Consider the following 26,220-nt stretch of genomic DNA (forward strand, 5'->3'; position numbering starts at 1 on the left):
GAGCCGGGCTCAGCGCCCGCGTCGCCTCATGTAGAGGTCGAAAGCCCGGTAGACCATCGGCCGCAGCGGCAGGTCCCACTCGCCGACGTATCTGACCGCCCGACCGCCCGTGCCGACCTTGAACTGGATCAGCCCGACGTGCGGGTCACCGGTGTCGAGGGTGGGCGTGATGCCGCGCAGGTCGTAGACGTCGCAGCCGGCCGCCAGCGAGTCGCGGATCATCGCCCACTGGCAGGCGTTGGAACCGCGCACCTCGCGCTTCTCGGTGGAGGAGGCGCCGTAGGCGTACCAGGCGTGGGCGCCGACGCGGACCAGGATGGTGGCGGCGACCAGGTCGCCCTGGTGGTGGGCCAGGTACAGCTTGATCCGCTCGGGGTCCTCGGCCCTCAGCGCCGCGAACATGGTCTCGAAGTAGCGCAGCGGCCGGGGCGTGAAACGGTCGCGCTGGGCCGTGTGGACGTAGAGGTCGTGGAACGCCTTCAGGTCCGTACCGACCGTGACCTCGACGCCCTCCTTGGCCGCCTTCCTGATGTTGCGGCGCCAGAGCTGGTTCATGCCCCTGAACAGGTCGTCCTCGGTTCTGCCGGCCAGCAGGATCTCGTACTTGAACTGCGGATGCCCGACCCCGAAGCCGTCCTCCGGGCTCTGCGGCAGCCAGCCGGCGTCCCTGAGCCGGCCGGTCACGTGGACGCCGACCGGGTCGGTGTACCGGGCGGGCATCTCGGTGAGCCGCCTGACGCCCGGATCGGCGATGCCCTCCTTGACCTGGTCGGCGCTCCAGACGTCCGTGCACACCGGCGGCCCGAGGCGGATCGCGAACGCGCCGCGCTCCTTGAGACGGGCCGCCAGCGGGTCGAGCCACGCGGCGATCTCGCCGGTCCAGTCGATGGCCGGGCCCTCGGGCAGGTAGGCCAGCGTGGCGCGTTCGAGGCGCGGCACCGGGCGGTGCAGGACGAGTCCGGCACCGACCAGCCGAGGGCCGTCGAACCAGCCGAGGGACTCGCTGCGCCACTCGGTCTTCACCAGGCCCCACGCCGGGGTCTGGAGGAAGCTGACCGACCGCTGCGCCCGCACGAACGCCAGGTGTTCGGCGGCGCTGATCGGTTCCACGGTCAGACGCACGCCCCCGGCTCCGTTCGCCCCTCGGTGGTGCGCTGTCCGGCTCACCGGTCCGTCCCCCTCACGCCGGCGTCCCCGGACAGGGCACCGGCGCACCCGGGCTGCCACCGGATCACGGTCCTGTTCATTCGGCACCACCCCGGCCGACACCCGAGGCCGCCGGGGACCGGGCTGCTGTTCGTGCTGGTTCGCGGTAGGACATGCCGTCAGTCAAACCGGCGGGGTGTTGCCGGCACGTATGCGGTTTTCGATATGCCGACGATATGCGCCGGGCCGGTGCCGCACGGGGCCGAGGTGTTCACCACGTGATCCCCGCCGCCACCGGGCGGTGGTCGCTGCCGGTGGCCGGCAGCACCCACGCGCTCGCCGGCTCCACGCCGCGGACCAGGATCTGGTCGATCCGCGCCACCGGGAACGCCGCCGGCCAGGTGAAGCCGAACCCGTCCCCGGCCACGTCCTGGGCCGAGCGCATCCGCGCGGTGAGGCCGTCGAACGCGCGGTCCTCCATGGTGCCGTTCAGGTCGCCGAGCAGCCCCCCCCGCTCGTTCGGCTCGGCGGCGATGGCCGCGCCGAGCATCCGCGCGCCGGCGTCCCCCGGGCCCGACGCGAGGCCCCCGCCGAGATCCACGCGCACGGACCCCAGGTGGGCCACATACACCGCCAGCGGCCCGTGGTCCGTGGCCACCGTGGTGCGCAGCGCCCTCGGCCCGGACACCGCGACCTCCACCGGCCGGGTGTCCGACAGGGGCAGCGTGCTCCACAGCCCGACCGTGCCCTGCACCGTGTGGTACGGGTACGCCTTCGCCAGCTCCGTCACGTAGGTGCCCCTGGCCTCCTCGGTCAGCTCCTCCAGGGCCAGCACGTCCGCGCCGGAGGCGGCCAGGGCGCGGGCGGTGCCGACCGGGTCGGGGTTGGCGGCGCCGACGTTGTGGCTGACCAGGGTGAGGTCGCCGTCCGCGTGGGACGTGCCGGTGAACAGCCCGCCGAAGAGGTTCAGCCACACCGTGACGGGCAGCAGCAGCGCGGCCACCGCGGAGGCGGAACGGCGCCACAGTGCCCCGGCCAGCAGCACCGGGACGAACAGGCCGAACCACGGCAGGAACGTCTCCACCAGGCTGCCGAGGTTCCGGGTCCCGTTCGGGATGTGCGCGTGCAGCATCATCAACAGGCCGAGCAGCAGCGCCAGCGCCGCGAGCACCAGGCCGCGTTTCCAGGGCCCCGGCCGGGAGGCGGCGCGGATCGCCCGGCGCCAACCCCCGCGCCAGGCGGCGGCGCCGGTGGTGTCCCGGCGATCGGCGCCGCCCCGTCCGGTCCCCGCCGTGTCGTTCTCGCCGAGGGCGGGGGTGATCACCGCAGTCTCGGCTGTCGGTCCGACGGCAGGGGGCCGAGGCGTCCGGCGGGTCGTCGTGCGTGCTGACAGGGGGGTACGAGCCATACCGGCAGTCAAGGCGGGGCGGTGTTGCCGACGGGTATGCGGTTCTCGATATGCCGACGATATGTCCCGGCTCGTAGCATCAAGGGCATGCGTGTGCTGATCGTCGAGGACGAACCGTATCTTGCGGAGGCCATTCGCGATGGGCTGCGCCTGGAGGCGATCGCGGCCGACATCGCCGGTGACGGCGACACCGCTCTGGAACTGCTCGGCGTCAACACCTACGACATCGCCGTCCTCGACCGCGACATCCCCGGGCCGTCCGGTGACGAGATCGCCAAACGCATCGTCGCGTCCGGCAGCGGCATGCCGATCCTGATGCTCACCGCCGCGGACCGTCTCGACGACAAGGCGTCCGGGTTCGAACTCGGCGCCGACGACTACCTCACCAAGCCGTTCGAGCTGCGTGAACTCGCGCTCAGGCTCAGGGCACTCGACCGCAGGCGCCCGCACAACAGGCCGCCCGTGCGGGAGATCGCGGGCCTGCGGCTGGATCCGTTCCGCCGCGAGGTCTACCGCGACGACCGCTATGTCGCGCTGACGAGGAAGCAGTTCGCCGTGCTGGAGGTCCTCATCGCCGCCGAGGGCGGTGTCGTCAGCGCCGAGGAGCTGCTGGAGCGGGCGTGGGACGAGAACGCCGACCCGTTCACCAACGCCGTGCGCATCACCGTCTCGGCGTTGCGCAAACGCCTCGGCGAGCCCGGGATCATCACCACCGTGCCGGGCGTCGGCTACCGCGTCGAGACGGCACCCGGCGACGGACGTGAGAGCGGCGCGCGTGGATAGAGCGCCCGGGCTGAGCGTCCGCCTCAAGCTCACCCTCAGCTACGCCGGCTTCCTGGTGCTCGCGGGCGCCCTGCTGCTCGCCGCCGTGGGCGTGTTCCTCCTGCGGCAGGGGTGGTTGCAGACCAACGAGTGGGGGTCGGTGCGGGAGAGCCCGGGCACCGCCTTCGTGCTCGGTTTCGCCCCGACGGCAGCAGCGGTCATGGTGTTCCTGCTGGTGTTCGGTCTCCTGGGCGGATGGATCCTCGCCGGGCGCATGCTCGCCCCCCTGGACCGCATCACCGAGGCCGCCCGCACGACCGCGGCCGGATCGCTGTCCCACCGGATCCGGCTGCCGGGCCGCAAGGACGAGTTCCGCGAACTCGCCGCCGCCTTCGACATGATGCTCGCGCAGCTCGAAGCGCACGTCACCGAGCAGCGGAGATTCGCGGCCAACGCCTCCCACGAACTGCGCACCCCGCTGGCGATCTCGAAGGCGCTTCTCGACGTGGCGCGCACCGACGAGAACCGCGATGTCGGCGAGCTGGTCGACCGCCTCCACGTGGTCAACACCCGGGCGATCGACCTCACCGAGGCGCTGCTCCTGCTCAGCCGCGCCAACCAGCGGTCCTTCACCCGGAACGATGTCGACTTGTCCCTCATCGCGGAGGAGGCCACCGAAACGCTCCTGCCGCTCGCGGAGAAGCACGGCGTCACCCTCGAAACCCGAGGCGACATCGCCCGCACGAGCGGATCGCAGACGCTTCTGCTCCAGTTGGTCATGAACCTCGTGCACAACGCGATCGTCCACAATCTGCCCGAGCGGGGCACCGTCCGGGTGGAGACCACCGTCCGCCCCGCGTCCGTGGTGCTCGCCGTGGAGAACACCGGCGAGAAGCTCCCCCCGGGGATGCTCTCGACCCTCACCGAACCGTTCCAGCGCGGCACCGAGCGCGTCCACACCGATCACGCGGGGGTCGGCCTGGGGCTGGCGATCGTCAAGAGCATCACCCAGGCGCACGACGGCACCCTGGTCCTCGCCCCGCGCGCCGGCGGCGGGATCCGCGTCACGGTGGAACTGCCCGCGGCATCCCCGCACGCCGGGAGTTGACCTCCCCGGCCCCTCGCCCGGTGCTCCGGTCGTCAGCCGGTGGCCGTCGCGCGTCGGCGGGCCAGGGACAGGGTGCGGCGGGCGGCGGCGCCCACGGCCGGGTCCACGAGGCGGCCGTCGGGCAGGGCCAGCGCCCCGGTGTCGGTCGCGGCGGCCTCGACGATCTGCTCCGCCGCCTCGATCTCCGCCGCGGTGGGCGAGAGCGCCTCCTCGATCACCGGCAGTTGCCGGGGATGGATCGCCGCGCGACCGAGGAACCCCAGCGCTCTGCCCGCCGCGCAGGAGCGGGCCAGGCCCGCCGTGTCGCGGACGTCGGGGTGGACGGACTGGGGCGGCGGCGGCAGCCCGGCGGCCCGCGCGGCGACGACGGTCCGGCCGCGCGGCCACGCCAGCCCGGCCGCGTCGGTGACGCCGAGGTCGGCCCGCAGATCGGCCTCGCCGAGCGCGATGCCCGCCACGGCCGGGTGCGCGGCGGCGATGGTGTGGGCGTGCTCCACGCCCAGCGCGCTCTCCAGCAGCGGGTACAGCGGGGGAACGCCCGCCGCGCTCCCCGGGGCGGCCCCTGTCGCGGCCCAGGCGGCGACGCGGGGGACGTCGCCGGGCCGGTGCACCTTCGGCAGCCGCAGCCCGCCGAGCCCCGGGAGCGGCACCAGGCGGCGCACCTCCCGTTCGGCGAGCGGCCCGTCGAGGGCGTTGACGCGGACGTGGACGGGCACCGGGTGCCGGTGGCCGAGGAGTTCGGCGGTGGCGTCGAGCGCGTACCGTTTGCGGTCGGGGGCGACCGCGTCCTCCAGGTCGATCACGACCACGTCGGCGCCGGAGGCGAGGGCCTTGAGCACCACGTCGGGGCGGTCGCCCGGGGCGTAGAGCCAGGTGAGCCGGACGGGCGGGGCCGGGTCGCCGTTCATAGCGCGCCCTCCGCCCGCAGGGCGGCGATCTCCCCCGCGTCCAGGCCGAGTTGGGTGAGGACGGTGTCGGTGTCGGCGCCGTGCGGGCGGCCGGCCCACTTGATGGCGCCGGGGGTTCCGGAGAGCCGGAACAGGACGTTCTGCATGCGGACCGTGCCGAGTTCGTCGTCCGGCAGTTCGGTGATGGAGCCCAGCGCCCGGTACTGCTCGTCCGCCATGACGTCGCGGATGTCGTAGACGGGGGCGATCGCGGCCTCGGCCTGTTCGAACGCGGCGAGGACCGTGGCGCGGTCGTGGCGCGCGATCCAGGAGCCGACGGCCTCGTCCAGTTCGTCCGCGTGCCGGGCGCGGCCCGCCCCGGTGGTGAACCAGTCGGCGTCGATCAGCTCGGGGCGGCCGACCAGCCGCATCACGCGCTCCGCGATCGACTGGGCGGAGGTGGAGACGGCGACCCAGCGGTCGTCGGCGGTGCGGTAGGTGTTGCGCGGGGCGTTGTTGGCGGAGCGGTTGCCGGTGCGGGGCTGGACGTAGCCGAGCTGGTCGTACCAGATGGGCTGCGGGCCGAGGACGGTGAGCATCGGCTCGATGATCGCCATGTCCACGATCTGGCCGCGGCCGGTGCGGTCGCGGCCGGCGAGGGCGGCCATCACCGCGTAGGCGGTGGTGAGGGCGGCGATCGAGTCGGCCAGGCCGAACGGCGGCAGGGTGGGCGGCCCTTCGGGCTCGCCGGTCAGGGCGGCGAATCCGCTCATCGCCTCGGCCAGGGTGCCGAAGCCGGGGCGCCGGGCGTAGGGGCCGATCTGCCCGAAGCCGGTGACGCGGGCCAGGACCAGGCGGGGGGTGGCGGCGGACAGCTCCGGCCAGCCCAGGCGCCACTTCTCCAGGGTGCCGGGCCGGAAGTTCTCGATGATCACGTCGGCTCCGGCGGCCATCCGGAGCAGGACGTCCCGGCCGCCGGGGGTGGACAGGTCGAGGGTGACGGTCTTCTTGTTGCGGCCCAGGAGCTTCCACCACAGGCCGACGCCGTCCTTGCCGGGGCCGTGGCCGCGTGACGGGTCGGGCCGGCGGGGGTGCTCCACCTTGATCACCTCGGCGCCGAAGTCGCCGAGCATGGTGGCCGCGAGCGGTCCGGCGAAGAGCGTCGCCAGGTCGAGAACGCGCAGCCCCTCCAGGGCTGTCGGGGTGGGATCGTTCACCGTGCCTCCTGTCACCGGGTGTGCTGTCACCGGATCTGCTGTCACCGGATCTGCTGGACGTGGTCGCTGTGCAGGGCGTCGATCTCGTCGCGGAAGGGCATCGAGGACGAGGCGCCGGGGCGGCGCACCGCGAGGGCCGCCGCCGCGGCGGCCCAGGCCATCGCCTCGGGCATCGGGCGGCCCTCGCCGCGGGCCACCGCCAGCGCGCCGGCGAACGTGTCGCCCGCGGCCGTGGTGTCCACCGCCCGGACCGGGACGGCGGGAACGGTGACCGGGTCGGCGCCGCGCGCGGCGTAGAGGCTGCCGGCGGCGCCGAGGGTGATGACGACCTCGGGGACGGCCGTCAGGAGCTCGCGGGCCGCGCGGTACGGGTCCACCTCGCCGGTGAGGGCGGCGGCTTCGTGCTCGTTGGGGATCAACAGGTCCTGTTTTACACACCTATCTCACGCTGCCGACGAAGCGGTGACTGTTGCTCTTCTCCGTACTCCCCTCGTCCTACAACAACTGACCCTCCGATCCTCCCGTTCTCCCTCTTGTTGTTTGATGTGACGCTATTGTGGTAGCCTAGGTACACACTATACTCGTCGTCGGTATCGTCAGATGTGTGTGAGAGACAGGACATGGGGAGTTCGAGCTGCGTCATCAGGGTGTCGGCGGCGGCGACGCGTTTCTCGTCGCCGGGCGCGAGACCGGTGACGGTGGCGTTGGCGCCGGGGACGACGACGATGGAGTTGGCGCCGTCGTCGTCGACGACGATGTGCGCGGTGCCACTGGACGCGCGGGCGGTGCGCAGGGCGGCGGTGTCGACGCCGGCGCCGGTGAGCGCGTCGCGCAGGCGGGGGCCGAAGGCGTCGTCGCCGACCGCGCCGATCATGGTGACCAGGCCGCCGGCGCGGGCGGCGGCGATGGCCTGGTTGGTGCCCTTGCCGCCCGGCACGGTGCGGAACTCGCGGCCCGTCACGGTCTCGCCCCGGCGGGGCGCGACCGGCGTGTAGGCGACGAGGTCCATGTTGGTGGAGCCGAGGACCGTGATGGCCGTGGCGCTGCGGGTCATGCGGATGCCTCCAGGGTGAGTGCGGCCAGGGCGTCGAACCCGATGCCGTCGAAGTCCGCGACGGTGCTCGACAGCCGGTTGGCGAGGGGGGCGGTCCAGCGGGTGGGCAGCGCCTCGGGCGATCCGGCGAGCAGCCCGGCCACCGAGCCGGCCGTGGCGCCGTTGGAGTCGGTGTCCCAACCGCCCGAGACCGCGCGGCAGATGCTCGCGGTGAAGTCGCCGTCGGCGTGGGTGAGGGCGGCGGCGAGCAGCGCGGCGTTGGGCAGGACGTGCACCCAGTGGTGGTCGCGGAAGCGGGCGTGCAGCCGGTCCGCGACGGTGTCGAAGCCGAAGGCGGTCGGCTCGGCGGCGCGGGCGGTGGCGATGCCGAAGCGGACCGCGCGGGCGAAGCGGGAGGCGGCGGGGACGACGGCGAGCCCGGCGCGCAGGCAGCCGTGCACGTCGGAACGGCCGCCCGCCGCCTCGGCGATGACGGCGGCGGCGAACATCGCGCCGTACACGCCGTTGGCGGTGTGGGTCAGCACGGCGTCACGGTGGGCGAGTTCGGCGGCGGCGGCCGGGTCGCCCGGGTGGGTCCAGCCGTAGACGTCGGCGCGGATCTGGGCGCCGATCCACTCGCGGAACGGGTTGCGGTGGGTGGCGGTGTCCGGTGGTTCGATCCCGGCCAGCAGGTTGCGGTAGGCGACGCGTTCGGCGGTGAACGTGCGGCCGGCGGGGAGTTCGTCCAGCCACAGGGCGGCGACGTCGGCGGTGGTGAAGGTGTGGCCGTGGCGCCGGAGCAGCAGCAGGCCCAGGAGCGGGAAGTTGAGGTCGTCGTCCTCGGGGGTGCCGGCGATGTTCTCGGCGAGGGAGTTCGTCGCGGAGCGGCGGTTCCATGGGTGGAGGGCGGCCAGGTCGCGGGGCAGGCCGACGGCGGTGAACCAGGTGCGCAGCGGCCAGTTGCCGGTGGCGCGGGCCAGGGCGCGGATGCCGGTCAGGGGCAGTTTCTCGACCGGCTTGCCCAGCACGCAGCCGGCGGCCCGGCCCAGCCAGCCGGCGTGCAGCCGCGCCGGGGAGGCGGGGGCGCGGCGCGGCGCGGGCCAGTGCGGGCAGGCCGCCCGGACCGCGGCCAGGGCGGTGGGCTCGCGTTCCGCCAACGGTGCGGGCAGTGCGGCCAGTTCGTCCAGGAGGCGCTCGGCGAGCGCGCGCCGTCCCGGATCGGCGGGGCCGGGGGAGGCGCCGGCCCGTTCGGGGGCGGGGGGGGCGCCCCCCCCCCCCCCGCGCCCCCCCCCCCCCGGGGCCGCCCCCCGGCCCCCGGCCCCCCGCGCCGCCGGGCGCGAACCCGGTGCCCCGAGCGCCCCCCGCCGGCCCCCCGGCCAGCCCCAGCCCGCGGGGGGGGCGGGGGGGCGCGGAGGCGGCCCCCCGCGGGGGCGTTTTTACAAGAAGAAACGGGCAAACGAGATTTCTGCCTGTCTCGTGGGCTCGGAGATGTGTAAAAGAGCCGGGCGCCTCACCCGGCCCCGCCGTCCCGGATCGGCGGGGCCGGGTGAGGCGCCGGCCCGTTCGGGGGCGGGACGGCCGCCCGCCGCCAGCCAGCGCCGCGCGACCGAGGCGACGGCGGCCGGGTCGCGGCCGTCCTGCGCGGCCTGGCGCAACTCGTGTCCGACGAGGTCCTCCGGCTGCACCCAGGTCAGCCGCAGTCCGGCGGTGGCGGCGGGGGCCGTCATCAGGCGCCCGCGATGGTGCCGAACAGCGCCTCGTGGGCGCGGCGGCGCGCGACGTCGCGGGTGAACACCTCGCGGGCGACCGCGGCCAGCGCCACCGCCGGGGCGTGGAGGTCCAGCCTGCTGGCCCGCGCGATCTCGCCGCTCCACTCCTTCGGCACGGCGCCCTCACCGCCCAGCGCGCCCGCCAGCGCGCCGCTCATGGTGGCGATCGAGTCGCAGTCCCGGCCGTAGTTGACCGAGCCGAGGACGGTGCGGCGGAAGTCGCCGCGGCCGACGACCAGCATGCCCCGCGCGATCGGCAGCTCCTCGATGGCGTGCAGGCGGGACGGGCGGCGGGCGCCCAGCGACGGCCCGCGGTAGTCGGGCCCGACCGTGTCGGACGGGGGGACGGCCTCCCGCAGCGGGGTCAGCGCCTCCTCGAAGTCGTCGGAGCGGGCCGCCGTTTCGCAGACGGCCTCGATCGCGGCGCGGGGGCCGTCCTTGGCCAGGGCGAGGGCGTCGGCGACCACCGACTCCGGGGTGGCGTCGGGCGCGAACGCCGAGGCGACGGCCGCGGCGAACACTCCGGCCGCCTCGCGCCCGTAACTCGACTGGTGGGCACCGGCGATGTCCAGGGCCTCGGCGTAGGCGGCGCGCGGGTTCCCGGCGTTGACCGCGCCGACCGGCGCCATGTACATCGCCGCGCCGCAGTTGACGATGTTGCCCACGCCCGCCTCGCGCGGATCGACGTGGCCGTAGTGGATCCGCGCCACGAGCCACTTCTCGGCCAGGAAGATCCGCTGCAACAGCAGCGCCTCCGCCTCCAGTTCGGGAATCCAGCGCGGGGTGCCGATCAGGTCGGGCACCAGGTGGTCGGCGACCGCGTAGGCGTCGAGATGGTCGCGGACCTTCTCGTAGACCCGGACCAGGGCATGCGTCATCAGGGTGTCGTCGGTGACGTGCCCGTCGCCCTTGTGGTAGGGCGCGATGGGCCGCGCGGTGCGCCAGTCGTCCCGGTGGAACGGCTCGACGATGCCCCGCACGCGCCCGCCGTGCCGCTCCGCGATGGCCGCGGGCGCCCAGCCCTCGACGGCGCCGCCGAGGGCGTCACCGACGGCGGCCCCGACCAGGGCACCGGCGGTGCGGTCCTCCAGCGACGGCGACGCCGGCGCCGGTACGGCGGCCGGGGACGGGACGGGGAACGGGGTGGCGGGCCGGTCGGCCGGCTGCGCGCTGAAGAGAGTCATGCGACGGTTCCTTCCGGGGAGGTGCTGAGGGTTTTCCGGGCGAGCCGCTCCGCGATCGCGACGAGGTCGGTGCCGACCAGCCGGGGCAGGGCGCAGCCCGCCAGGGTGCGGCAGGCGTCGCGCCAGGTGCCGGGCAGCGCGCCGGCGCCGCCCAGCACCCCGGTCAGTGCACCGGCCAGGGCGGGCGCGGAGTCCGCTACCCGGGAGAGGCAGGCCGCGGCGGGCACCGCCTCGCTGACGTCGCCCGCGGCGGCCGTGGCGACGGCGAGCGCGACGGGAACGGTCTCGGCCGCGGCGATGCCGTAGCTGTAGACGTGATCGACGATCTCGTGTTCGAGCACCGGGACCAGCGCGAACGCGTTGCCCGGCAGGCCCGGCCGGGCGGCCAACGCCGCCCGGCCCAGCTCGACGGCGCGCAGCGCGTTGCGCCGGATCTCGGTGTGTTCGGGGAGCTGGCGCAGCGCCACGTCCACGCAGGCGTCGACGGGCGCGCCGCCGAGCGCGGCGGCGACCGCCGCCGCCATCGCCCGGGCGCCGTGCACGCCGTCGCCGTCCTGGGTGTAGCGGGCGTCGAACTCCGCGAGGGCGGCGGCCCGTTCGGGGTCGCCGGGGTGAACGACGGCGAGCACGGCCGCCCGCACGCAGGCCGCGTCGTCGAAGTAGTGCGGGTTGTCGTGGCCGGTCGCCGGGGGCAGCAGCCCGGCGGCGAGGTTGCCGAGCCCGGCCCGCACCGAGATGCGGGCGCGCAGCGGCATGGTCGCGGACTCGATCTCGGGGGCGCGGTGCGCCGCCGTGCCGATCTCGTCGGCGAGCGCGGTCCACGCCAGGGCCAGCGCGGCGCGCACCGGGCCGGCGCCGGGACCTGTGGCGGCGAGCACGGACAGGGCGGTGAACGCGGCCCACTCCGCGTCGTCGGAGGGGCCCAGCCGCAGCGGCTCGGGCGGCTGGTTGAGCGCTATCGGCACCGGCAGGGTGGTGGTGGCGTTCAGCTCGGCGAACGTGTCGAGTTCGCGGGTCAGCCGCCGGGTCCAGCCCGGCATGCGGGCGGCGCGGTGCCGCCCGGCGGGCCAGCCCGCGGCGTCCCCGGCGGCGATGCCGGGCAGCAGGCCCCCGATCCGGCGCGGGTCGTCCCCGGCCGGCGGCCCGCCGACGGCGGCCTCGGCCGGACGGGCGGTCACGCGACGCCCCGTTCGCGACCGCCGGGCGGCGGGGTGAGCAGGTCGGCGATGTCCAGGACGTGGCGCCCGGCCATGGACGGCAGGCAGCTCCCCCGGACCGGGCCGATCGCCTTGGCCCACTCGGCGGGTATGGCGCCCTCGCCGCGCAGCGCGCCGGCCAGGGCACCGGCCACGGCGCCGGTGGTGTCCGCGTCGCGGCCCATGTTGACGGCCAGCGCCACCGATTCGGCGAAGTCGCCCCGGGCGGCGGCGAACGCGCCGAAGGCGAGCCCGACCGCCTCGGGCGCCAGGTCCGTCCAGGGGTAACCGCCGATCACCGTCGCGGACCTGACGGCCCGTTCGGTGGCGAGCGGTGTCGCGTCCGGGTCGCGGCGGGCCCGGCGGGCGGCGGCCACGGCGCGGTGCAGCGAACGGGCGGTCCAGGAGTCCTCGGGGACCACGGACAGCGCGGCGAGCACCACGTCGTCCGGGTCGCACCCGGTCATGGCCGCCGCGACCCCGGCGGCCACGGCCCGCCCGCCGTGGATGCCCTCGCCGTCGTGCGAGACGGTGCCGTCGATGGACACCAGCCGCGCCGCCTCGGCGGGACGCCCGGCGGCGTAGACGCCGAACGGCGCCGCCCGCATGGCCAGTCCGTCGCTCCAGGCGTGCCGATGCTGCGCGGTGATGGGCGCGGCCAGCCCCCGGCGCAGGTTCTCCAGGGTGCCGCGCTCACTGAACCCGGCGCCCCGGAACGGCCCTTCGTCCAGGTCGGCGATCCACTCGTGCCACGCGGACTCGACGTGGGCGACAGTGAGCGCCGAGCCGTGCGCGGCGAGCAGCAGGCCGGAGAAGATGGCGTACTCGGTGTCGTCCGTACCGGCCGGGTCGTCCGTGACGAAGCCCTCGATGCGGCCCCAACGCTCCCTGATCTGGGACGGCTTGAGGTTCTCGGCGGGTGCGCCGAGGGCGTCGCCCACGGCGAGGCCGAGCATGGCGCCGCGGGCGCGGTCCCGTAATCCGGAGCGGGACGCGGTGGCGCTCACGCGGCCACCGCCCGGGTGGAGGCGCGGACGACGAGGCGGGGCGGCACGGTGGTGGTGCGCGGCGGCGGCGGGGGCCCGGCGGCGCGGTCCTGGTGCGGTCCTTCCTCGGGGTCGCGGAGCCGGTCGAGGAGCAACTCGGCGGCGAGCCGCCCGCGTTCGGAGGAGCCGAGATCGACGCTGGTCAGCGGCGGCCAGGCGGCGCGGGCCAGGGCGCTGTCGTCCATGCCGACGACGGCGATGTCCTCCGGCACGCGCACGCCGCGCGCCAGGAGGGCGTGCGCGGCGCCCAGCGCGAGCTGGTCGTTGGCGCAGAACAGCGCGTCGGGGCGGGCGGGCAGCAGCCGTTCGACGGCCGCCGCGCCGGATTCGACGTCGAAGGCGGTGTGGACGACGAGCGTCTCGTCGTAGGGCAGGCCGCGGTCGGCGAGCGCGGCGCGGTAGCCCTGGTCGCGGTTGCCGCCGGGGACGGTGTCGGAGGGGCCGTTGACGAAGCCGATGCGGCGCCGCCCGGTGTCGGTCAGGTGCCGCACGGCGATGGCGGCGCCCGCGACCGAGTCGGCGCGGACGCTGTCCACGGGCACGTCGTCGGGGAGGGAGCCGATGACCACGACGGGTCCGGCGGCCGTGGTCAGGGCGTCGATGTGGGCGTCGGTGATGCGGATGGGGCAGATGATCAGCCCGTCGCTGGTGCGGTCGCCGAGGCTGTGCAGCACGGCGAGTTCGTCCTCGGCGACGGCGTCGGTGGAGTGCAGCAGCAGCCGGTATCCGGCGGCCTTGGTGACGGACTGGATGGCGCGGACCATCGACACGTAGACGGGGTTGCCGATGTCCGGCATGGCGAAGGTGAGTTGCCGGGTGCGGCCGTCCTTGAGGGAACGGGCCACGGCGTTGGGCACGTAGCCCAGCTCGGCGGCGGCGCGCCGGACGCGCTCGACCGTGTCGTGGCGCCCGCCCTGGCCGTTGAGAACGCGGGACACCGAGGCGATGGAGACCCCCGCGTGCTCGGCGATCGAAACAATGGTGGGTTGTACACCATTCGGCATGCCCGTTGCCCCCTCGACACCGTCGGACCCGAGCGCTGTAAACGTTTCCAGCCACCGGGACGTCCCCAGATGTTGCGCCCGTGTTTCCCTCCCGTCAAGAGGGTGCGGCGTGATCCGACCGAACGGATTACAGCGGGCCGAGGTGGTGCAACTCGACGTCCAGGGAACGGTCTTGAGCGATCCGCACGGTCATGCACGTGTGGTGCGGCTGCCGTCGCCGGTCGGTCGGCGAGCCGGGGTTGAGCAGCCGGAGCCGGCCGTCGGGCGTCGTGGTGTCCCACGGGATGTGGCTGTGACCGAAGACCAGCACGTCGAGGTCGGGGAACCGCTGCGCGCACCGGCGTTCCCGGCCCGCCGCCGGGCCGGTCTCGTGCACGACGCCGAACCGCAGCCCGCCCAGTTCCGCGCGGGCCACCTCCGGGAGCCTGGCGCGCAGTTCGGGCCCGTCGTTGTTGCCGTACACGCCGATCAGCCGGCGCGAGCGGTCCTGGAGCAGGTCGAGGGTGGCGGTGTCCACCCAGTCCCCGGCGTGGAGTACGGCGTCTGCGTCCGCCACCAGTTCCAGCAGCCGGTCCGGCAGCCGCCTGGCGCGGCGGGGCAGGTGGGTGTCGGAGGTGAGGAGCAGGCGCACACGGCGACCGTACCGCCGCGCGGGCGCCCCCGGCGGCAGGGCCGCCCGGCCGGTGTGCCGGACGGGCGGCGCCGGGGGCGGCGCGCGGCGGGGTCAGTGCCGCACGACCACCTGGGTCCAGTCGACGTTCAGTTCGGCGCCCTGGCCCCAGAGCCGGTTCCCGGGCAGGCTCGCCGGGTCCTCGAACTCCTGCGGGACGGGGGCTCCTTGCCGGGGGTCGAAGTAGAAGTCGGGGGTGTTCTCCAGCGCCACCAGGCCGTCGCCGTCGCGGGCGCCGGGCCGGGCGCCGTCGAGGATGGTGGCCAGCGCCAGACCGCAGGTGACCTGGTTCAGCGTCAGCCGCTCCTCGGTGCCGCCGTGGTCGATCATCAGGTGGCGGCGGTCGAAGGCGCGGGTCCCGATGCGGTCGGTCTGGAGCTTCTGGCGGCCGTCCACGATCCAGGTGACGCGCCGCCCGCCCTGGTCGTAGCGGATCTCCAGGTCGTGCGCGCGGTCCGGGGTGCGGGAGGCGACCGGAACGGCGTAGGTGTAGGAGGCGTACGTGGCGCCGGGGGTCGGCAGCCGCTCGTACATGGCGTAGATGGTCGAGTCGGTGATCCAGAAGTCCGCGATGGCGTTGCTCTGCACGTCGCCGCTGACCATGCCGACGGAGGCGAGCCGCAGGTCGGACGCGGGGTCGGTGACGGCGTCCCCGAACGGGTGGTCCTCGGTGCCGAACGTCTGGCCGGACAGGCGGTGGCGGCAACTGATGGAGCCGGTGTCGGGTATGTCGAAGCCGAGTTGGCCGGTGCTGGTGAACCGCTGCGGGAACGCCAGCCACTTCATGTGGTCCAGCGAACTGCCGTCGGCCTGCTGTCCGTACGTCCGGGCGAACGCCGGGTCCCCGGTGGCGGGGTTGGTGCCGGCGGGCGCCACGGTCAGGACGCCGCCGGACGTGGTCGGCACGGCGTCGCCGGCCGGCCACTGCTCGTCGCCCGTCACCAGCCAGTTGCCGCCCTGGCCGGTGAGGAAGCCGTTGTCGTAGTCGTCCTGGAAGAGGACCTGTCTCCCGCCCGCCGTCTCCTCCCCGGCGGCCGGTCCGGCCGGGCCCGCGGTGGCGGGCGGCGCGAGCGCGGTGGCGACGAGGCCCAGGGCCGCCGCGCCCAGGGCGAGTGGGAATCGCTTCATCCCGAGGGACATGTGTGGTCTCCGTTGTCCTGCCGTGTTTCCCCGTGCCCCTGTCGGCCAGGGGTTCCGCGACGGGGACACAGCTCGGACAGCGCCGCCGGGACACGTCCCGGCGGCGCTCACATCCCCGTCGTCCACGGAGCGTACACGCGGAGCGGAGCGCTCGGATCGGAAAGGCGTACCGCGTTCCTCCGCACCGCCGCGACGGTCCCGACACGCTTTCCTCACGGGTGACTTGCCGGGAAACCCGCCCGGCGGGCCCGGCCCCGGGACTAGCCTGGCCGCGCGAACGCCGGGGAGGCGGGACGGAGGGCCGTACGTGGCGGGTCAGGGTGGGTACCGGCCGGCGGACGAGCCGGCGGTGGCCGTCGATGTGACGGTGCCGAGCATCGCGCGGGCCTACGACGCCGTACTGGGCGGCAAGGACAACTACGCGGCCGACCGGGCCGTGGCCGACCAGTTGCGCCGGACGATGCCCGCCATCGGCGAGCTGGCCTGGTCCAACCGCGCGATCCTCGGCCGGACCGTCCGCCACCTGGCCGCCGAGGCCGGCATCCGCCAGTTCCTCGATCTGGGGGCCGGGCTGCCGACGATGGAGAACACCCACCAGGTCGCCCAGCGCCACGCGCCCGCCGCCCGCGTCGTCTACATCGACAACGACCCCATCGTCCTGGCCCACGGCCGGGCCCTGCTGGAGGAGAACGACCGCACCGCCGTGGTCACCGCCGATCTGCGCGCGCCGGAGGCAGTCCTCGCCGACCCCGGCGTGCGGCGGCTGATCGACCTGTCCGAGCCGGTGGCCGTGCTGCTGGTCGGGATGCTGCACCACCTCCACGACGACGAGGACCCGGCGGGGCTGGTGGACGCCTACATGTCCGCCGTGCCGCCGGGCAGCCATCTGGTCGTGACCCACTTCTGCGACACGGGCCCCGACGCGCGGGAGCTCCAGGAGACGTTCCTCCGGTTCCTGGGCACCGGCCGGTTCCGGACGACGGCCGAGATCGCCGCCTACTTCGACGGCCTCGACATGCTCCCCCCGGGCCTGGTCCCCCTTCCCCTGTGGCGCCCGGACACCCCCGTCGAGGAGCCCCTGTCCACGGCCCGGCGCCTGATGGCGGGCGGCGTCGGCCGCAAGCCCTGAGCCCGCTTCCCCGGCCGCTGTGACGCCCGTTACTTGACACGGGTTCAACAAGGCGCGCACAGTTTTACTGAACCGAGTTCAATAACGCCCGCAACGGAGCACCGCCATGGCGACGACGACCATCCGCACCCCGGCCGAACGCTGGCCGGAACTGGACCGCATACCGCACCCCCCGCGCCGCCTGCCGGTGCTCGGTGACGTGGTCGGGGCGTCGCTCGCCACCCCGGTGCAGGACACGATGCGGATGGCCCGCGAGCTGGGCCCGATCTTCCGCCGCAAGATCTTCGGGCTGGAGGTCGTCTTCGTCACCGGCGCCGAGCTGGCGGCCGAGATGGCCGACGAGAAGCGGTTCGTCAAGTACGTCACCAACGCCGTGCAGAGCCTGCGCGCGGTCGCCGGGGACGGCCTGTTCACCGCGTACGGCAACGAGCCCAACTGGCAGCGCGCCCACGACATCCTGGCCCCCGCGTTCACCCGCGAGTCGATGGTCCGCTACCACCCGACGATGCTCGCCATGGCGCACCGGCTGATGAACGTCTGGGACCGCCGCGCCGAGACCGGCACGCCGGTGGACATCAGCGGGGACACCACCAAGCTCACGCTGGAGACGATCGCCAGCACCGGATTCGGCTACGACTTCGGGTCGTTCGAGCGCGACGAGCCGCATCCGTTCGTCACCGCCATGGTCGACGGGCTCAGCGCGGTGCTGCGGCTGCGCATCGCGACCCTGCCGCTGCTCGGCCCGGTGCTGGCCCGCCCCATCCGGCAGCGTTTCCTCGCCCACCGCGACTACCTCAACGCCACCGTGGACGACGTGATCCGCGAACGCACCGCACGCGGCGCCACGCACACCGACGACCTGCTGGGCCTGATGCTCAACACCACCCAGCCCGGCACCGGCGAGCGGCTCGACCCGCTGAACATCCGGTACCAGGTCATCACGTTCCTCGTCGCCGGGCACGAGACCACGTCGGGCGCCCTGTCGTTCGCGCTGTACTACCTGGCCAAGCACCCCGAGGTGATGGCCCGCGCGCAGGAGGAGGTGGACCGGGTCTGGGGCCCCGACGGCGACCCGGCCTACGAGCAGGTCAGCAAACTGCGGTACGTGCGCCGGGTGCTGGACGAGTCGCTGCGGCTGTGGCCGACCGCGCCCGCGTTCACCCGCGCCGCCCGGCAGGACACGGTGCTCGGCGGGCGGTACCCGATGCGGAAGGGCGCCTCGGCGCTCGTCCTGGTCCCCGCCCTGCACCGCGACCGGTCCGTATGGGGCGACGACGCGGAGGAGTTCGACCCGGACCGCTTCCTGCCGGAGCGGGTCAAGGCCCGGCCCGCCCACGTCTTCAAGCCCTTCGGCACCGGCGAACGGGCGTGTATCGGCCGCCAGTTCGCCCTCCACGAGGCGACCCTGGTCCTCGGCCTGCTGCTGCGCCGCTACAACCTGCACGACCACGCCGACTACCGCCTGAAGGTGTCGGAGCGCCTCACGCTGATGCCCGAGGACTTCACCCTGATCCCCTCCCGCCGCAAGCCCACCGCCGACGCGGACCCCGGAACGCCCGCCGCGCGGGAGGGGATCAGGGTGAAGTCCTCGGGCATCAGCGTGAGGCGCCTGACCGGGCCGGCGCGCCGGACGGCGCCCGCCCGGCCCGAGCACCGGCGACAGCCCCCGAGGTCCTGCCGTCCGCCCCCGGCGGCGGGACCTCGGGGGCTGTCAGCTTTCGCGCATCACGAGGACGCCGGGCACTCACCCCGATGACATTCCGCCGGGAACCGGCCGGATGACGCTTGACCCCGCTCATTCAGAAACTCTACGGTACCCGAAGTGGTACCAGTTAGTTTCTGAATCTCTGGAACGGAGTCGCCTCATGCGCGTTCAGATATCGCGGTCATTCACCGCCGGCGCCGCCGCCGTCACCGCCTGCGGCGCGCTTCTCATCGCCGGGACCCCCGCCGGCGCCGCCCCCCTCGAACTCACCTACACCGCCACGGGCTCCACCCACCTCGCCGGCCTGGAGGCCGATCTGCCGCTGGGTCCCGGCCCCACCGACGCCGATCTCGACCTGGGAACGGGAGAGCTGACCGCGGAAATCACCCTCCCCGAGTCCAGGACCGAGTTCAACCTGCTCGGCTTCCTGCCCACGCACGCCAAGGTCAAGATCGAACAATTGGGAGGGCCGCTCACCGGCACTTACCAGGAGGGCATTGTCACGGTCTCCGGTGAATTCAGCGTCGCGATCACGGAGGTCGGGCACTTCGGTATCGGCATTCCGATGCCGGACTGCCAGACCTCGGCCCCGGTGGAGATCGAGCTGGCGTCGGACGACAGCTTCCTCCCGGCCGAGGGCGGCACGCTGACCGGCACCTACCAGCTCCCCCGGTTCGAGAACTGCAGCTTCGACACGGAGATCATCAACGCTCTCGTCGTCGGGCCGGAGCACTCCATCACCATCGATCTCGCCGGAACGGCGTAGGCGTCCGCCGGTGCCGGACGCGGGGCGGGCGGGCCTGCATGGACGTCGGACGACGCGGACAGCTCCGACGTCCACCGCCGCCCCGGGGCGGCGGTCCGCCGGCTCAGCCGGCGGACCGCCCGTCCGGCTCCTTCCCGAACAGCAGGACCACCGTGTCGACCAGGAGGTCCTCCAGCTCGGGGAGCGCGCCGGCGCCGCGGGTGTGGAGGCAGTCGCGGATGCGTTCCGCCGTGCCGCCGATGTAGAGGTCGAACACCGCCGGAGGCAGGTCCCTCAGATCGGGGTCCTGGCGGCGGGCCCGGCGGTGCAGCTCGCGGAACATCTGCGCGAATCCCGCGTTGACGGCAGTGGTGCGCTGGATGAGCGAGGGACCTGCGGAGAACGTCTCGATGTACAGGGACCGGGCGGCCGAGGGATTCGCGGCCAGATCCTCCAGGAAAACGCGCCAGGACCGCCGGATGCGTTCGCGCCAGTCGTCCTTGGCCACGGACGCGAGGGCCTCGATCATCCGCTCGCTCACATGCGCCACCGCGTCGTCGAACGCGGTGAGAAAGCAGACCTCTTTGTTGGGGAAGTGCTCGTAGAAGGTGCGGCGGGAGATCCCGGCCCGTTCCACCAGATCCCCGATCGTGGTCGAGGGATAACCCTTTTCGGCCACGGCGTCGAAAAGCGCCAGGACAATACGGGCGCGCTGCGAGGAAGCGACATGCTCCCGGCTCAGGCCGTGCCGTCCGCTGGGCAGCCGACCACCGGCCTGACGGCCGTCACTGCCATTCGCCGGTCTTTCCGAGATGCCCACTGCCGCATTTTAACACCCCTTTATCACATCCCTGTACAATCCCCGTACCCGTCCACGGAGTTGGTATGCAGCAGTACCGGAACACCGCGACCGCGACCCCCCGGTACGACGCCGTCATCGTCGGCGCCGGCTTCGGCGGCATGGGGGCGGCCATCCAGCTCAAGCGCCTCGGCCTGGACGACTTCGTGATCCTGGAGCGCGAGGGCGACCTCGGCGGCACCTGGCACGTCAACCGCTATCCCGGCCTCGCGGTCGACATAGCCTCCTTCACCTACTCCTACTCGTTCGAGCCGAACCCGTACTGGTCGCGGGTGTTCGCGCCCGGCGCCGAGCTGAAGCGCTACGCCGGGCACGTGGCGCACAAGTACGGCCTGCGGCGGCACATGCGGTTCAGCACCGTGGTCGAGGGCGCGCGGTGGGATGAGGCGGGACAGTACTGGACCGTCCACGTCCGGGGCGGTGAGACGATCACCGCGCGGTATCTGCTGACCGCGACGGGCTTCCTGTCGCAGCCGCGCACCCCGGACATCGACGGCATCGAGACGTTCCGCGGCATGATCGTCCACAGCGCCGACTGGGACGACTCCTGCGAGCTGGCCGGGCGGCGCGTCGCCGTCATCGGGACCGGCGCCACCGCCGTCCAGCTCATACCCGAAGTGGCGCGCGAGGCCGCCGAGCTGACCGTCTACCAGCGCACGCCGATCTGGGTGACGCCCAAGCTCGACTGGCGGATCCCCCGGCCGGTGCAGAGGCTGTTCGCCCGGGTCCCGGTCACCCAGCGCGCCGCCCGGATGGTCAACTCGGCCGTGCTGGAGGCGATCATGGTCGTCGGTGTCCTGCACTACCGGCAGGCCCGGTTCACCAACAAGGGGGCCGAGCTCCTCGCCCGGGCGCATCTGCGCCGGCAGGTCAAGGACCCGGAGGTGCGGCGCCGGCTCACCCCGGACTACTCGTTCGGCTGCAAGCGGCCGACCTTCTCCAACGAGTACCTCCGCACGTTCAACCTCCCGCACGTGCGGCTGGAGACCACCCCGATCGCACGCGTCGAGCCCGACGGCATCGTGACGGCCGACGGCCGCAGGACCGCGATCGACGTCCTGCTGCTCGCCACCGGATTCGACCTGTGGGACGTCAACTTCCCCGCGTTTCAGATCACCGGCCGGGACGGCCGCGACCTCGGCTCCTGGTGGCGGACCACCCGCTTCCAGGCGTACCAGGGCGTGACGATGCCCGGCTTCCCCAATCTGATCAGCCTCAACAGCCCGTACTCCTACAGCGGGTTGTCGTACTTCACCACCATCGAGTCGCAGATGCGGCACATGAAGCGGCTCTTCGGCGAGCTGAGACGCCGCCGCGCGACCACGTTCGAGGTGACGCGGCGGGCGAACGACGAGTTCCTCGACCGGGTCACCGCCCGCCTCGCCGACTCGGTGTTCGTTCTGGGCGCCTGCGCCTCCGCGCGCAGTTACTACTTCAACCAGCACGGCGAACCGGCCCTGCTGCGCCCGACGCCGACCCTCGCCACGCTGCGCGAGGCGGGCCGCTTCCCCCTCGACGCCTACACCTACGCGTGACCGGCCCCGCGGTGACCGGTCGGGGGCGGGGCCTGCGCGGATCGTGGCACCATGGACAACACGGGTATCCGCTCCGGCAGTTGCGAGGCCCCGTGCAGCCGCCCGGTTCCGTGGAAGGAGACGTCGATGAGCAGTCCCAACAAGGGGATCGGCAAGACCGATGTGGCGCTCAAGTGGGACGCCAGCCCGCTGGGCGAGCCGCCCCACGATCTGGACATCATCGCCGCGACGTACCGGGCGGACGCGCCGTACGGCGAGCCCGCCTATCTGGTGCACTTCGACAGCCGGTCGCCGGACGGCACCATCAACCTCAGCCGGGACAGCCACACCGGCCAGGGCTTCGGCTTCGACGAGGTGATGACGTTCGAGTTCGACCGGCTGGCCCCCGAGTACGGACGTGTCGTCGTGGGTGTGGCGATCCAGCAGCGCGACGGGCACAAGACGTTCGCCGACGTGCCGAACACCCGGGTGCGGATCGCCCAGGGGTACGACGAGCTGGGCACGGACGACTTCTCCTCGGTCGGCGGGGCCACGGCGGCGGTCGTCGCGGAGTTCACCCGGGACGAGACCGGCGCGTGGCGGTTCCGCAAGGCCGTGCGGGGCTTCGAGGACACCGCCCCCGGCACGTTCGCGACGCTGATGGGCCGCGAAGCGGTGTGACCCTCTCGGCCCTACTTGCCAGTAATCTGTCGGCATGGGTGACATGACCGAGGAGCGCGCGTACGACATCGTCCTGTTCGGGGCCACCGGTTTCACCGGTGCCCTGACCGCCGCGTATCTCGCGCGGCACGCGCCCGCCGGGGCGCGCTGGGCGCTCGCCGGGCGGAACCCGCGGAAGCTGGCCGCCGTGCGGGAGGAGCTGGCGGGGATCGATCCGGCGCTCGGCGATCTCGGTCTGCTCACGGCGGACGTCACCGATCCGGCCTCGCTGCGGGCGGTGGCGGAGTCCGCGCGGGTCGTGATCACCACGGTCGGTCCGTACATCACGCACGGTGACGCCCTGGTCGCGGCCTGCGCGGCGGCCGGGACGGACTACGTGGATCTGACCGGCGAGCCGGAGTTCGTCGACCGGACCTATCTGCGCCACCACGCGACGGCGGTGGCGAGCGGGGCGCGGCTGGTGCACGCCTGCGGGTTCGACTCGATCCCCTACGACCTGGGCGTGCTGTACACGGTGAACCGGTTGCCGGTGGGCGTGCCGCTGACGGTGGAGGGCTTCGTCCGGGCCTCGGGCACGTTCTCGGCCGGGACGTACCACTCGGCGATCACCGCGTTCTCCCGGCTGCGGGAGAGCGCGCGCACCGCCCGTGAGCGGCGTGCCGCCGAGGGCCGGCCGACGGGCCGGTGGGTGCGCGGGCTGCCCGGCCGGGCGCGGTTCGACCGGCGGGTCGGCGGGTGGGCGCTGCCCGCGCCGACCATCGACCCGCAGGTGGTGCTGCGTTCGGCGCGGGCGCTGGAGCGGTACGGCCCGGAGTTCGCGTACGGGCACAACATCTCGGTCCGCACGCTGCCGGTGGCGCTCGGGCTGGCGGGCGGGACGCTGGGGCTGGTGGGGCTCGCGCAGGTGCCGCCGGCCCGGGACTGGCTGCTGGCGCGGAAGACGTCCGGCGAGGGGCCGACGCCCGAGCTGCGGGCGAAGGCGTGGTTCAAGGTGATCTTCCTCGGCGAGGGCGGCGGCCGGCGCGTCGTCACGGAGGTGGCCGGGGGCGATCCCGGCTACGGCGAGACCGCGAAGATGCTGGCCGAGTCCGCGCTGTGCCTGGCGTTCGACGACCTGCCCGCGACCTCGGGGCAGGTCACCACGGCCACCGCCATGGGCGACGCGCTGACCTGGCGGCTGATCGCGGCGGGCATCTCGTTCCGCGTCCGCGCGGACACCTGGGAGGGCTGAGCGGCGCGACGCGGGGCCGGTCCCGGGGGCGGGACCGGCCCCGCGTCGCGTGCGTGCCGTGGGGCGGTCAGCCCTGCTCGGTGGCGAGCAGGTCCTGGAGTTCGCGGACGGCCGTGCGGAGGTGCTCGGCGAAGGTGAACATCTGCTCGGCCACCGGCAGCGGCGTGCTGAGGTAGAGGTTGAACCGGTCGGGCAGCAGCACGTAGGCGACGCCGATGCACTTGCTGCTGGTCGAACCGAAGCCGAAGTACTGGATGTTGACGGACGGCGCCGAGCTGGTGCTCAGGTAGTCGTCGCGCATGACGGTCCAGCCGGGCGAGTCGTACAGCGCGAGCGGCTCGGTGACGCCGAGTTCGGCGCCCTGCCGCTTCTGGATGAGCTGGAGCTCCCACAGGTGCTGCTCGGGCGCCTGGCCCGCCTGGCACTCCTTGGCGCGCGCCACGTGCTTCTCGGCGGCGGCCCGGAACCGGGCGCGCCGGGTCGCGGTGTCCGCGGCGGGGTCGTCCATGGCGGCGACGAAGTCGAGCACCTCGGGGGTGACCACGCGCATGGCCTCGGTCCGGCCGCGCCGCCAGTGGCGGGTGGCGATGGACTCGTAGGTGGCGCCGGTGATGCCCTTGGCCCGCTTGTGGGCCAACTGGTAGGCCATCTGCACGAAGGCGTCCGGCGATATCTTGAGCTGCTTGGCCCGCGCCTGCCCGAAGTCCTCGAACGAGACGGTGGCGGTCGCGGTGGCGGCGCCGTAGGCGGCGAAGGCGTCGGCGGCGGCCTTGATGTCGGCGCGCAGCGCGTCGTCGAGGACGAACTCGATGGGCTCGACGGCGGGCAGGCCCTGGGAGGCGGCGCCGGAGGCCGCGGACTGCTCCTCGGCGGGGGTGCCGAGCAGGGCGTCCACGAAGCTGAGGATGGTGGTGCCGTCCAGGCCGCAGTGCTCGATGTTGATCCCGGCCCGGCCGTCCTCGAAGACGATCAGGGAGACGGCCTTGTCGAACCAGCGGTTGCCGCTGTCGCCGTGGAGCAGATGGTCGCACGCCTCCAGCGTGTCCTGGGGGGTGAAGTCCTCCAGGCAGACGCAGAACAGCGCGGTCTCCACGTCGTCCAGCCGGGCCGCGTTGCCGGGGTCGGCGGCGAGCAGCGCCTGCCGGCTGGCCGCCCACTCGGCGCGGGCCTTGGTGGTGAGGTGTCCGACGGAGGTGTCGGTCGCGGCGCGTTCGGCGCCGGACTTGGTGACGGCGCGGAGCCCGGCGGTGAGGTCCTCCAGCGAGTGGGGTACGCCGTCGGGGCCGAGCACGTCCAGGCGGAACATGTTCCCCCGGTGGAAGACGACGATGTGGCGGGCCTGCGACGGGCCGGGCCATTCGTCGGTGTAGGGGAGGCGGACGGTGTCCTGTTGGGCGCCGGGGATGCGGGTGGCTGAGAAGAGGTACTTGTTCTGCTCCATCGACAGCGGCTGGCCGCGCTGGACGAGGGGCGGGACGCGCTCCTCGTCGAGCTGGAGCTTGTAGTGGACGGCCGCGGCGACCAGACCGGCCGCCCGGTCGATCTGGCCCTGGTCGGAGTCCTTGAAGAGGAAGAAGAAGTTGGCGTTGAGCGCGATGCGGTCGCGGCGGCCCAGGTAGCGCGACGGCCAGAAGGTGTCGAGCCAACTGTGCACGCCCTCCGTGGCGTCGAACCGCTCCAGCGCGGCGTGCAGGGTGCGCGCGGGGCTGTCCGGCCGCAGGAACGAGGCGACGGCGCTCTCGGTCTCCGCCAGTTCGTCGGGGGTCAGCAGCGGCGCGCTCCACTCGATGAACCGCTCACAGCTTTCCTCAAGAGTCGGCAACGGCACGCGCGGCAGTGTGTCCTCATTGCCGAAGGTGCGGGCGGACGGCTCGTGACTACTGTTCAATTTCTGCCTCGTTGTGGGTGGTATGAGGGATCTGGACGGCTCTGCGTCGGCGGTGAGGCGGAAGGCCCCGTTACCGTTCGTTCCCCGTGGCCGGGAGATGTAGAGCTGAGCGTAGAGCCAGCCGTCGGTTTCGAGATCGCGGGGATCCACTCCGACGGTGGACAGGGTGTCGAGGACCAGTGCCTGCTCCTCGGAAGAGGCGAACCGCCGCTGTTTGAAAACGCGTTCGACGCGGAAGGTCTCGTATCCGGCGTCGGCGAGGGTCTCGGTGACCGGTTCGAATGGGAACATCCGCAGGACGAAGTGGGCCATCCACGGCTTGCGTTCGCCGTGGGAGGCGAGGACGCGGGAGAACGTCTTCTCGGTGACATACCCGAAGCAGCCCGTGGAGACGACGAGATCGGCCTCGGCGAACTGTTCGCGCTGCCGGTCGGTGGGTTCGTTCGCCTCCAGGTCCGCGTGGACGGCGCCGTCGAGGAATCCGGCGGACAGGGCGTACGAGAGCGCGGGCAGGGAGGCGTCCAGGCCGGTGAACCGGGCGTACGCCGGGCGCTCGCGCGCGGCGAGCAGCTCCAGGTCACGGCCGAGCAGCGCGCTGCGGTTCAGCTCGGCGGCCTCGGGGGTGCCGTAGCGCTCGTACAGCGCGTCCATGGTGAGGTCGCATTTCAGCAGCGCCGCGTTGATGCCGTACGAGCAGCCGATGTCCAGAACGTGCGGGGTCGCCACGCCACTGCCGGCGCGGTACCGGTCGATGAGTTCCGCGAAATAGGGCTTGGCCAACTGGGGAATGCAGTATTCGAGTTCCCTCAGTGTCGAGAAATAGGCGCGGGGATCGGGTTGCGTGTATATGTGGTCGAGCTGTATTTTTCCGGTCTCGTCGAAGGCCACGGTCGCACTC

Annotated in this window: 20 protein-coding genes and 2 pseudogenes; 8 read left to right on the plus strand and 14 right to left on the minus strand. The window is 73.4% G+C overall.

The features are described from left to right. Positions 1-9 precede the first annotated feature (9 nt). Positions 10-1,122, minus strand: a complete 1,113-nt coding sequence (locus tag BN2279_RS00440) for a lipid II:glycine glycyltransferase FemX (protein WP_079031687.1) — start codon at positions 1,120-1,122, stop codon at positions 10-12. 295 nt (positions 1,123-1,417) lie between these two features. Then, the gene (locus BN2279_RS00445) at positions 1,418-2,470 is read right to left on the minus strand and encodes an endonuclease/exonuclease/phosphatase family protein (RefSeq protein ID WP_407702167.1); all 1,053 of its coding nucleotides are present in this window, start codon (positions 2,468-2,470) and stop codon (positions 1,418-1,420) included. A 171-nt stretch (positions 2,471-2,641) separates the two neighbouring features. On the opposite strand from BN2279_RS00445, the gene BN2279_RS00450 reads away from it, so the two are divergent. Together BN2279_RS00450 and BN2279_RS00455 are read left to right on the plus strand one after the other, a co-directional pair. Then, entirely contained in the window at positions 2,642-3,337 is a 696-nt protein-coding gene (locus BN2279_RS00450; RefSeq protein WP_059005678.1) for a response regulator transcription factor, read from the plus strand. Then, a complete protein-coding gene (locus BN2279_RS00455; RefSeq protein WP_059005679.1) occupies positions 3,330-4,424 on the plus strand; it encodes a sensor histidine kinase in 1,095 nt (364 codons plus the stop codon). The genes BN2279_RS00450 and BN2279_RS00455 overlap by 8 nt, the downstream gene beginning before the upstream one ends. Before the next feature lie 32 nt (positions 4,425-4,456). On the opposite strand, the gene BN2279_RS00460 is transcribed toward BN2279_RS00455, so the two are convergent. From BN2279_RS00460 to BN2279_RS00510, 10 genes and pseudogenes are all read right to left on the minus strand, one after another. After that, positions 4,457-5,332: an HpcH/HpaI aldolase/citrate lyase family protein gene (locus BN2279_RS00460; protein WP_059005680.1), complete on the minus strand. Its 876-nt coding sequence runs from the start codon at positions 5,330-5,332 to the stop codon at positions 4,457-4,459. Continuing rightward, positions 5,329-6,528 carry a CaiB/BaiF CoA transferase family protein gene (locus BN2279_RS00465; protein WP_059005681.1) on the minus strand — a complete coding sequence of 400 codons (1,200 nt, stop codon included), beginning with the start codon at positions 6,526-6,528 and terminating at the stop codon, positions 5,329-5,331. Before BN2279_RS00465 ends, BN2279_RS00460 begins: the two co-directional genes overlap by 4 nt. 77 nt (positions 6,529-6,605) lie before the next feature. Then, positions 6,606-7,582, minus strand: a pseudogene (locus BN2279_RS31300) (ribokinase); the annotation flags it as partial. Beyond that, positions 7,579-8,829 (minus strand): annotated as a pseudogene (locus tag BN2279_RS00480) (ADP-ribosylglycohydrolase family protein); the annotation flags it as partial. The pseudogenes BN2279_RS00480 and BN2279_RS31300, both read right to left, overlap by 4 nt. A gap of 458 nt (positions 8,830-9,287) precedes the next feature. Beyond that, complete coding sequence (locus BN2279_RS00485) at positions 9,288-10,514, minus strand: ADP-ribosylglycohydrolase family protein (protein WP_079031692.1); 1,227 nt, start codon at positions 10,512-10,514, stop codon at positions 9,288-9,290. Further along, positions 10,511-11,692: an ADP-ribosylglycohydrolase family protein gene (locus BN2279_RS00490; protein WP_059005682.1), complete on the minus strand. Its 1,182-nt coding sequence runs from the start codon at positions 11,690-11,692 to the stop codon at positions 10,511-10,513. Before BN2279_RS00490 ends, BN2279_RS00485 begins: the two co-directional genes overlap by 4 nt. Next, a complete protein-coding gene (locus tag BN2279_RS00495) occupies positions 11,689-12,666 on the minus strand; it encodes an ADP-ribosylglycohydrolase family protein (protein WP_059005683.1) in 978 nt (325 codons plus the stop codon). The genes BN2279_RS00490 and BN2279_RS00495 overlap by 4 nt, the downstream gene beginning before the upstream one ends. 47 nt (positions 12,667-12,713) lie before the next feature. Continuing rightward, positions 12,714-13,760: a LacI family DNA-binding transcriptional regulator gene (locus BN2279_RS00500; protein WP_059005684.1), complete on the minus strand. Its 1,047-nt coding sequence runs from the start codon at positions 13,758-13,760 to the stop codon at positions 12,714-12,716. 127 nt (positions 13,761-13,887) lie between these two features. Next, a complete protein-coding gene (locus BN2279_RS00505; protein WP_059005685.1) occupies positions 13,888-14,391 on the minus strand; it encodes a metallophosphoesterase family protein in 504 nt (167 codons plus the stop codon). Between the two features lie 93 nt (positions 14,392-14,484). Further along, positions 14,485-15,558 (minus strand): DUF6081 family protein, encoded by a 1,074-nt coding sequence (locus BN2279_RS00510; RefSeq protein ID WP_234347229.1) that lies wholly within the window; start codon positions 15,556-15,558, stop codon positions 14,485-14,487. Between the two features lie 319 nt (positions 15,559-15,877). On the opposite strand from BN2279_RS00510, the gene BN2279_RS00515 reads away from it, so the two are divergent. The 3 genes from BN2279_RS00515 to BN2279_RS00525 all read left to right on the plus strand — a co-directional run bounded on the left by BN2279_RS00515 (position 15,878) and on the right by BN2279_RS00525 (position 19,170). Next, positions 15,878-16,699 carry an SAM-dependent methyltransferase gene (locus BN2279_RS00515; protein ID WP_059005687.1) on the plus strand — a complete coding sequence of 274 codons (822 nt, stop codon included), beginning with the start codon at positions 15,878-15,880 and terminating at the stop codon, positions 16,697-16,699. Positions 16,700-16,805: 106 nt separating this feature from the next. Further along, positions 16,806-18,455: a cytochrome P450 gene (locus BN2279_RS00520; RefSeq protein WP_079031694.1), complete on the plus strand. Its 1,650-nt coding sequence runs from the start codon at positions 16,806-16,808 to the stop codon at positions 18,453-18,455. Positions 18,456-18,564: 109 nt separating this feature from the next. Beyond that, entirely contained in the window at positions 18,565-19,170 is a 606-nt protein-coding gene (locus BN2279_RS00525) for a hypothetical protein (RefSeq protein ID WP_079031695.1), read from the plus strand. A 103-nt stretch (positions 19,171-19,273) separates the two neighbouring features. Here the strand turns inward: BN2279_RS00525 and BN2279_RS00530 are convergent, their stop codons facing one another. Beyond that, positions 19,274-19,969, minus strand: a complete 696-nt coding sequence (locus tag BN2279_RS00530) for a TetR/AcrR family transcriptional regulator (protein WP_079031696.1) — start codon at positions 19,967-19,969, stop codon at positions 19,274-19,276. 65 nt (positions 19,970-20,034) lie between these two features. On the opposite strand from BN2279_RS00530, the gene BN2279_RS00535 reads away from it, so the two are divergent. The 3 genes from BN2279_RS00535 to BN2279_RS00545 all read left to right on the plus strand — a co-directional run bounded on the left by BN2279_RS00535 (position 20,035) and on the right by BN2279_RS00545 (position 23,434). Beyond that, positions 20,035-21,543 carry a flavin-containing monooxygenase gene (locus BN2279_RS00535; protein ID WP_059005689.1) on the plus strand — a complete coding sequence of 503 codons (1,509 nt, stop codon included), beginning with the start codon at positions 20,035-20,037 and terminating at the stop codon, positions 21,541-21,543. A gap of 126 nt (positions 21,544-21,669) precedes the next feature. Continuing rightward, positions 21,670-22,203: a TerD family protein gene (locus BN2279_RS00540; protein ID WP_059005690.1), complete on the plus strand. Its 534-nt coding sequence runs from the start codon at positions 21,670-21,672 to the stop codon at positions 22,201-22,203. A 34-nt stretch (positions 22,204-22,237) separates the two neighbouring features. Beyond that, on the plus strand, positions 22,238-23,434 hold the full coding sequence (locus BN2279_RS00545) for a saccharopine dehydrogenase family protein (RefSeq protein ID WP_199827581.1): 1,197 nt from the start codon (positions 22,238-22,240) through the stop codon (positions 23,432-23,434). Positions 23,435-23,501: 67 nt separating this feature from the next. Here BN2279_RS00545 and BN2279_RS00550 read toward each other — a convergent pair whose 3' ends face one another. Beyond that, the gene (locus BN2279_RS00550) at positions 23,502-26,210 is read right to left on the minus strand and encodes a choline/carnitine O-acyltransferase (protein WP_234347231.1); all 2,709 of its coding nucleotides are present in this window, start codon (positions 26,208-26,210) and stop codon (positions 23,502-23,504) included. Positions 26,211-26,220: the final 10 nt, after the last annotated feature.

The organism is Streptomyces specialis, from assembly GCF_001493375.1.
GTDB classification, from domain to species: domain Bacteria; phylum Actinomycetota; class Actinomycetes; order Streptomycetales; family Streptomycetaceae; genus Streptomyces; species Streptomyces specialis.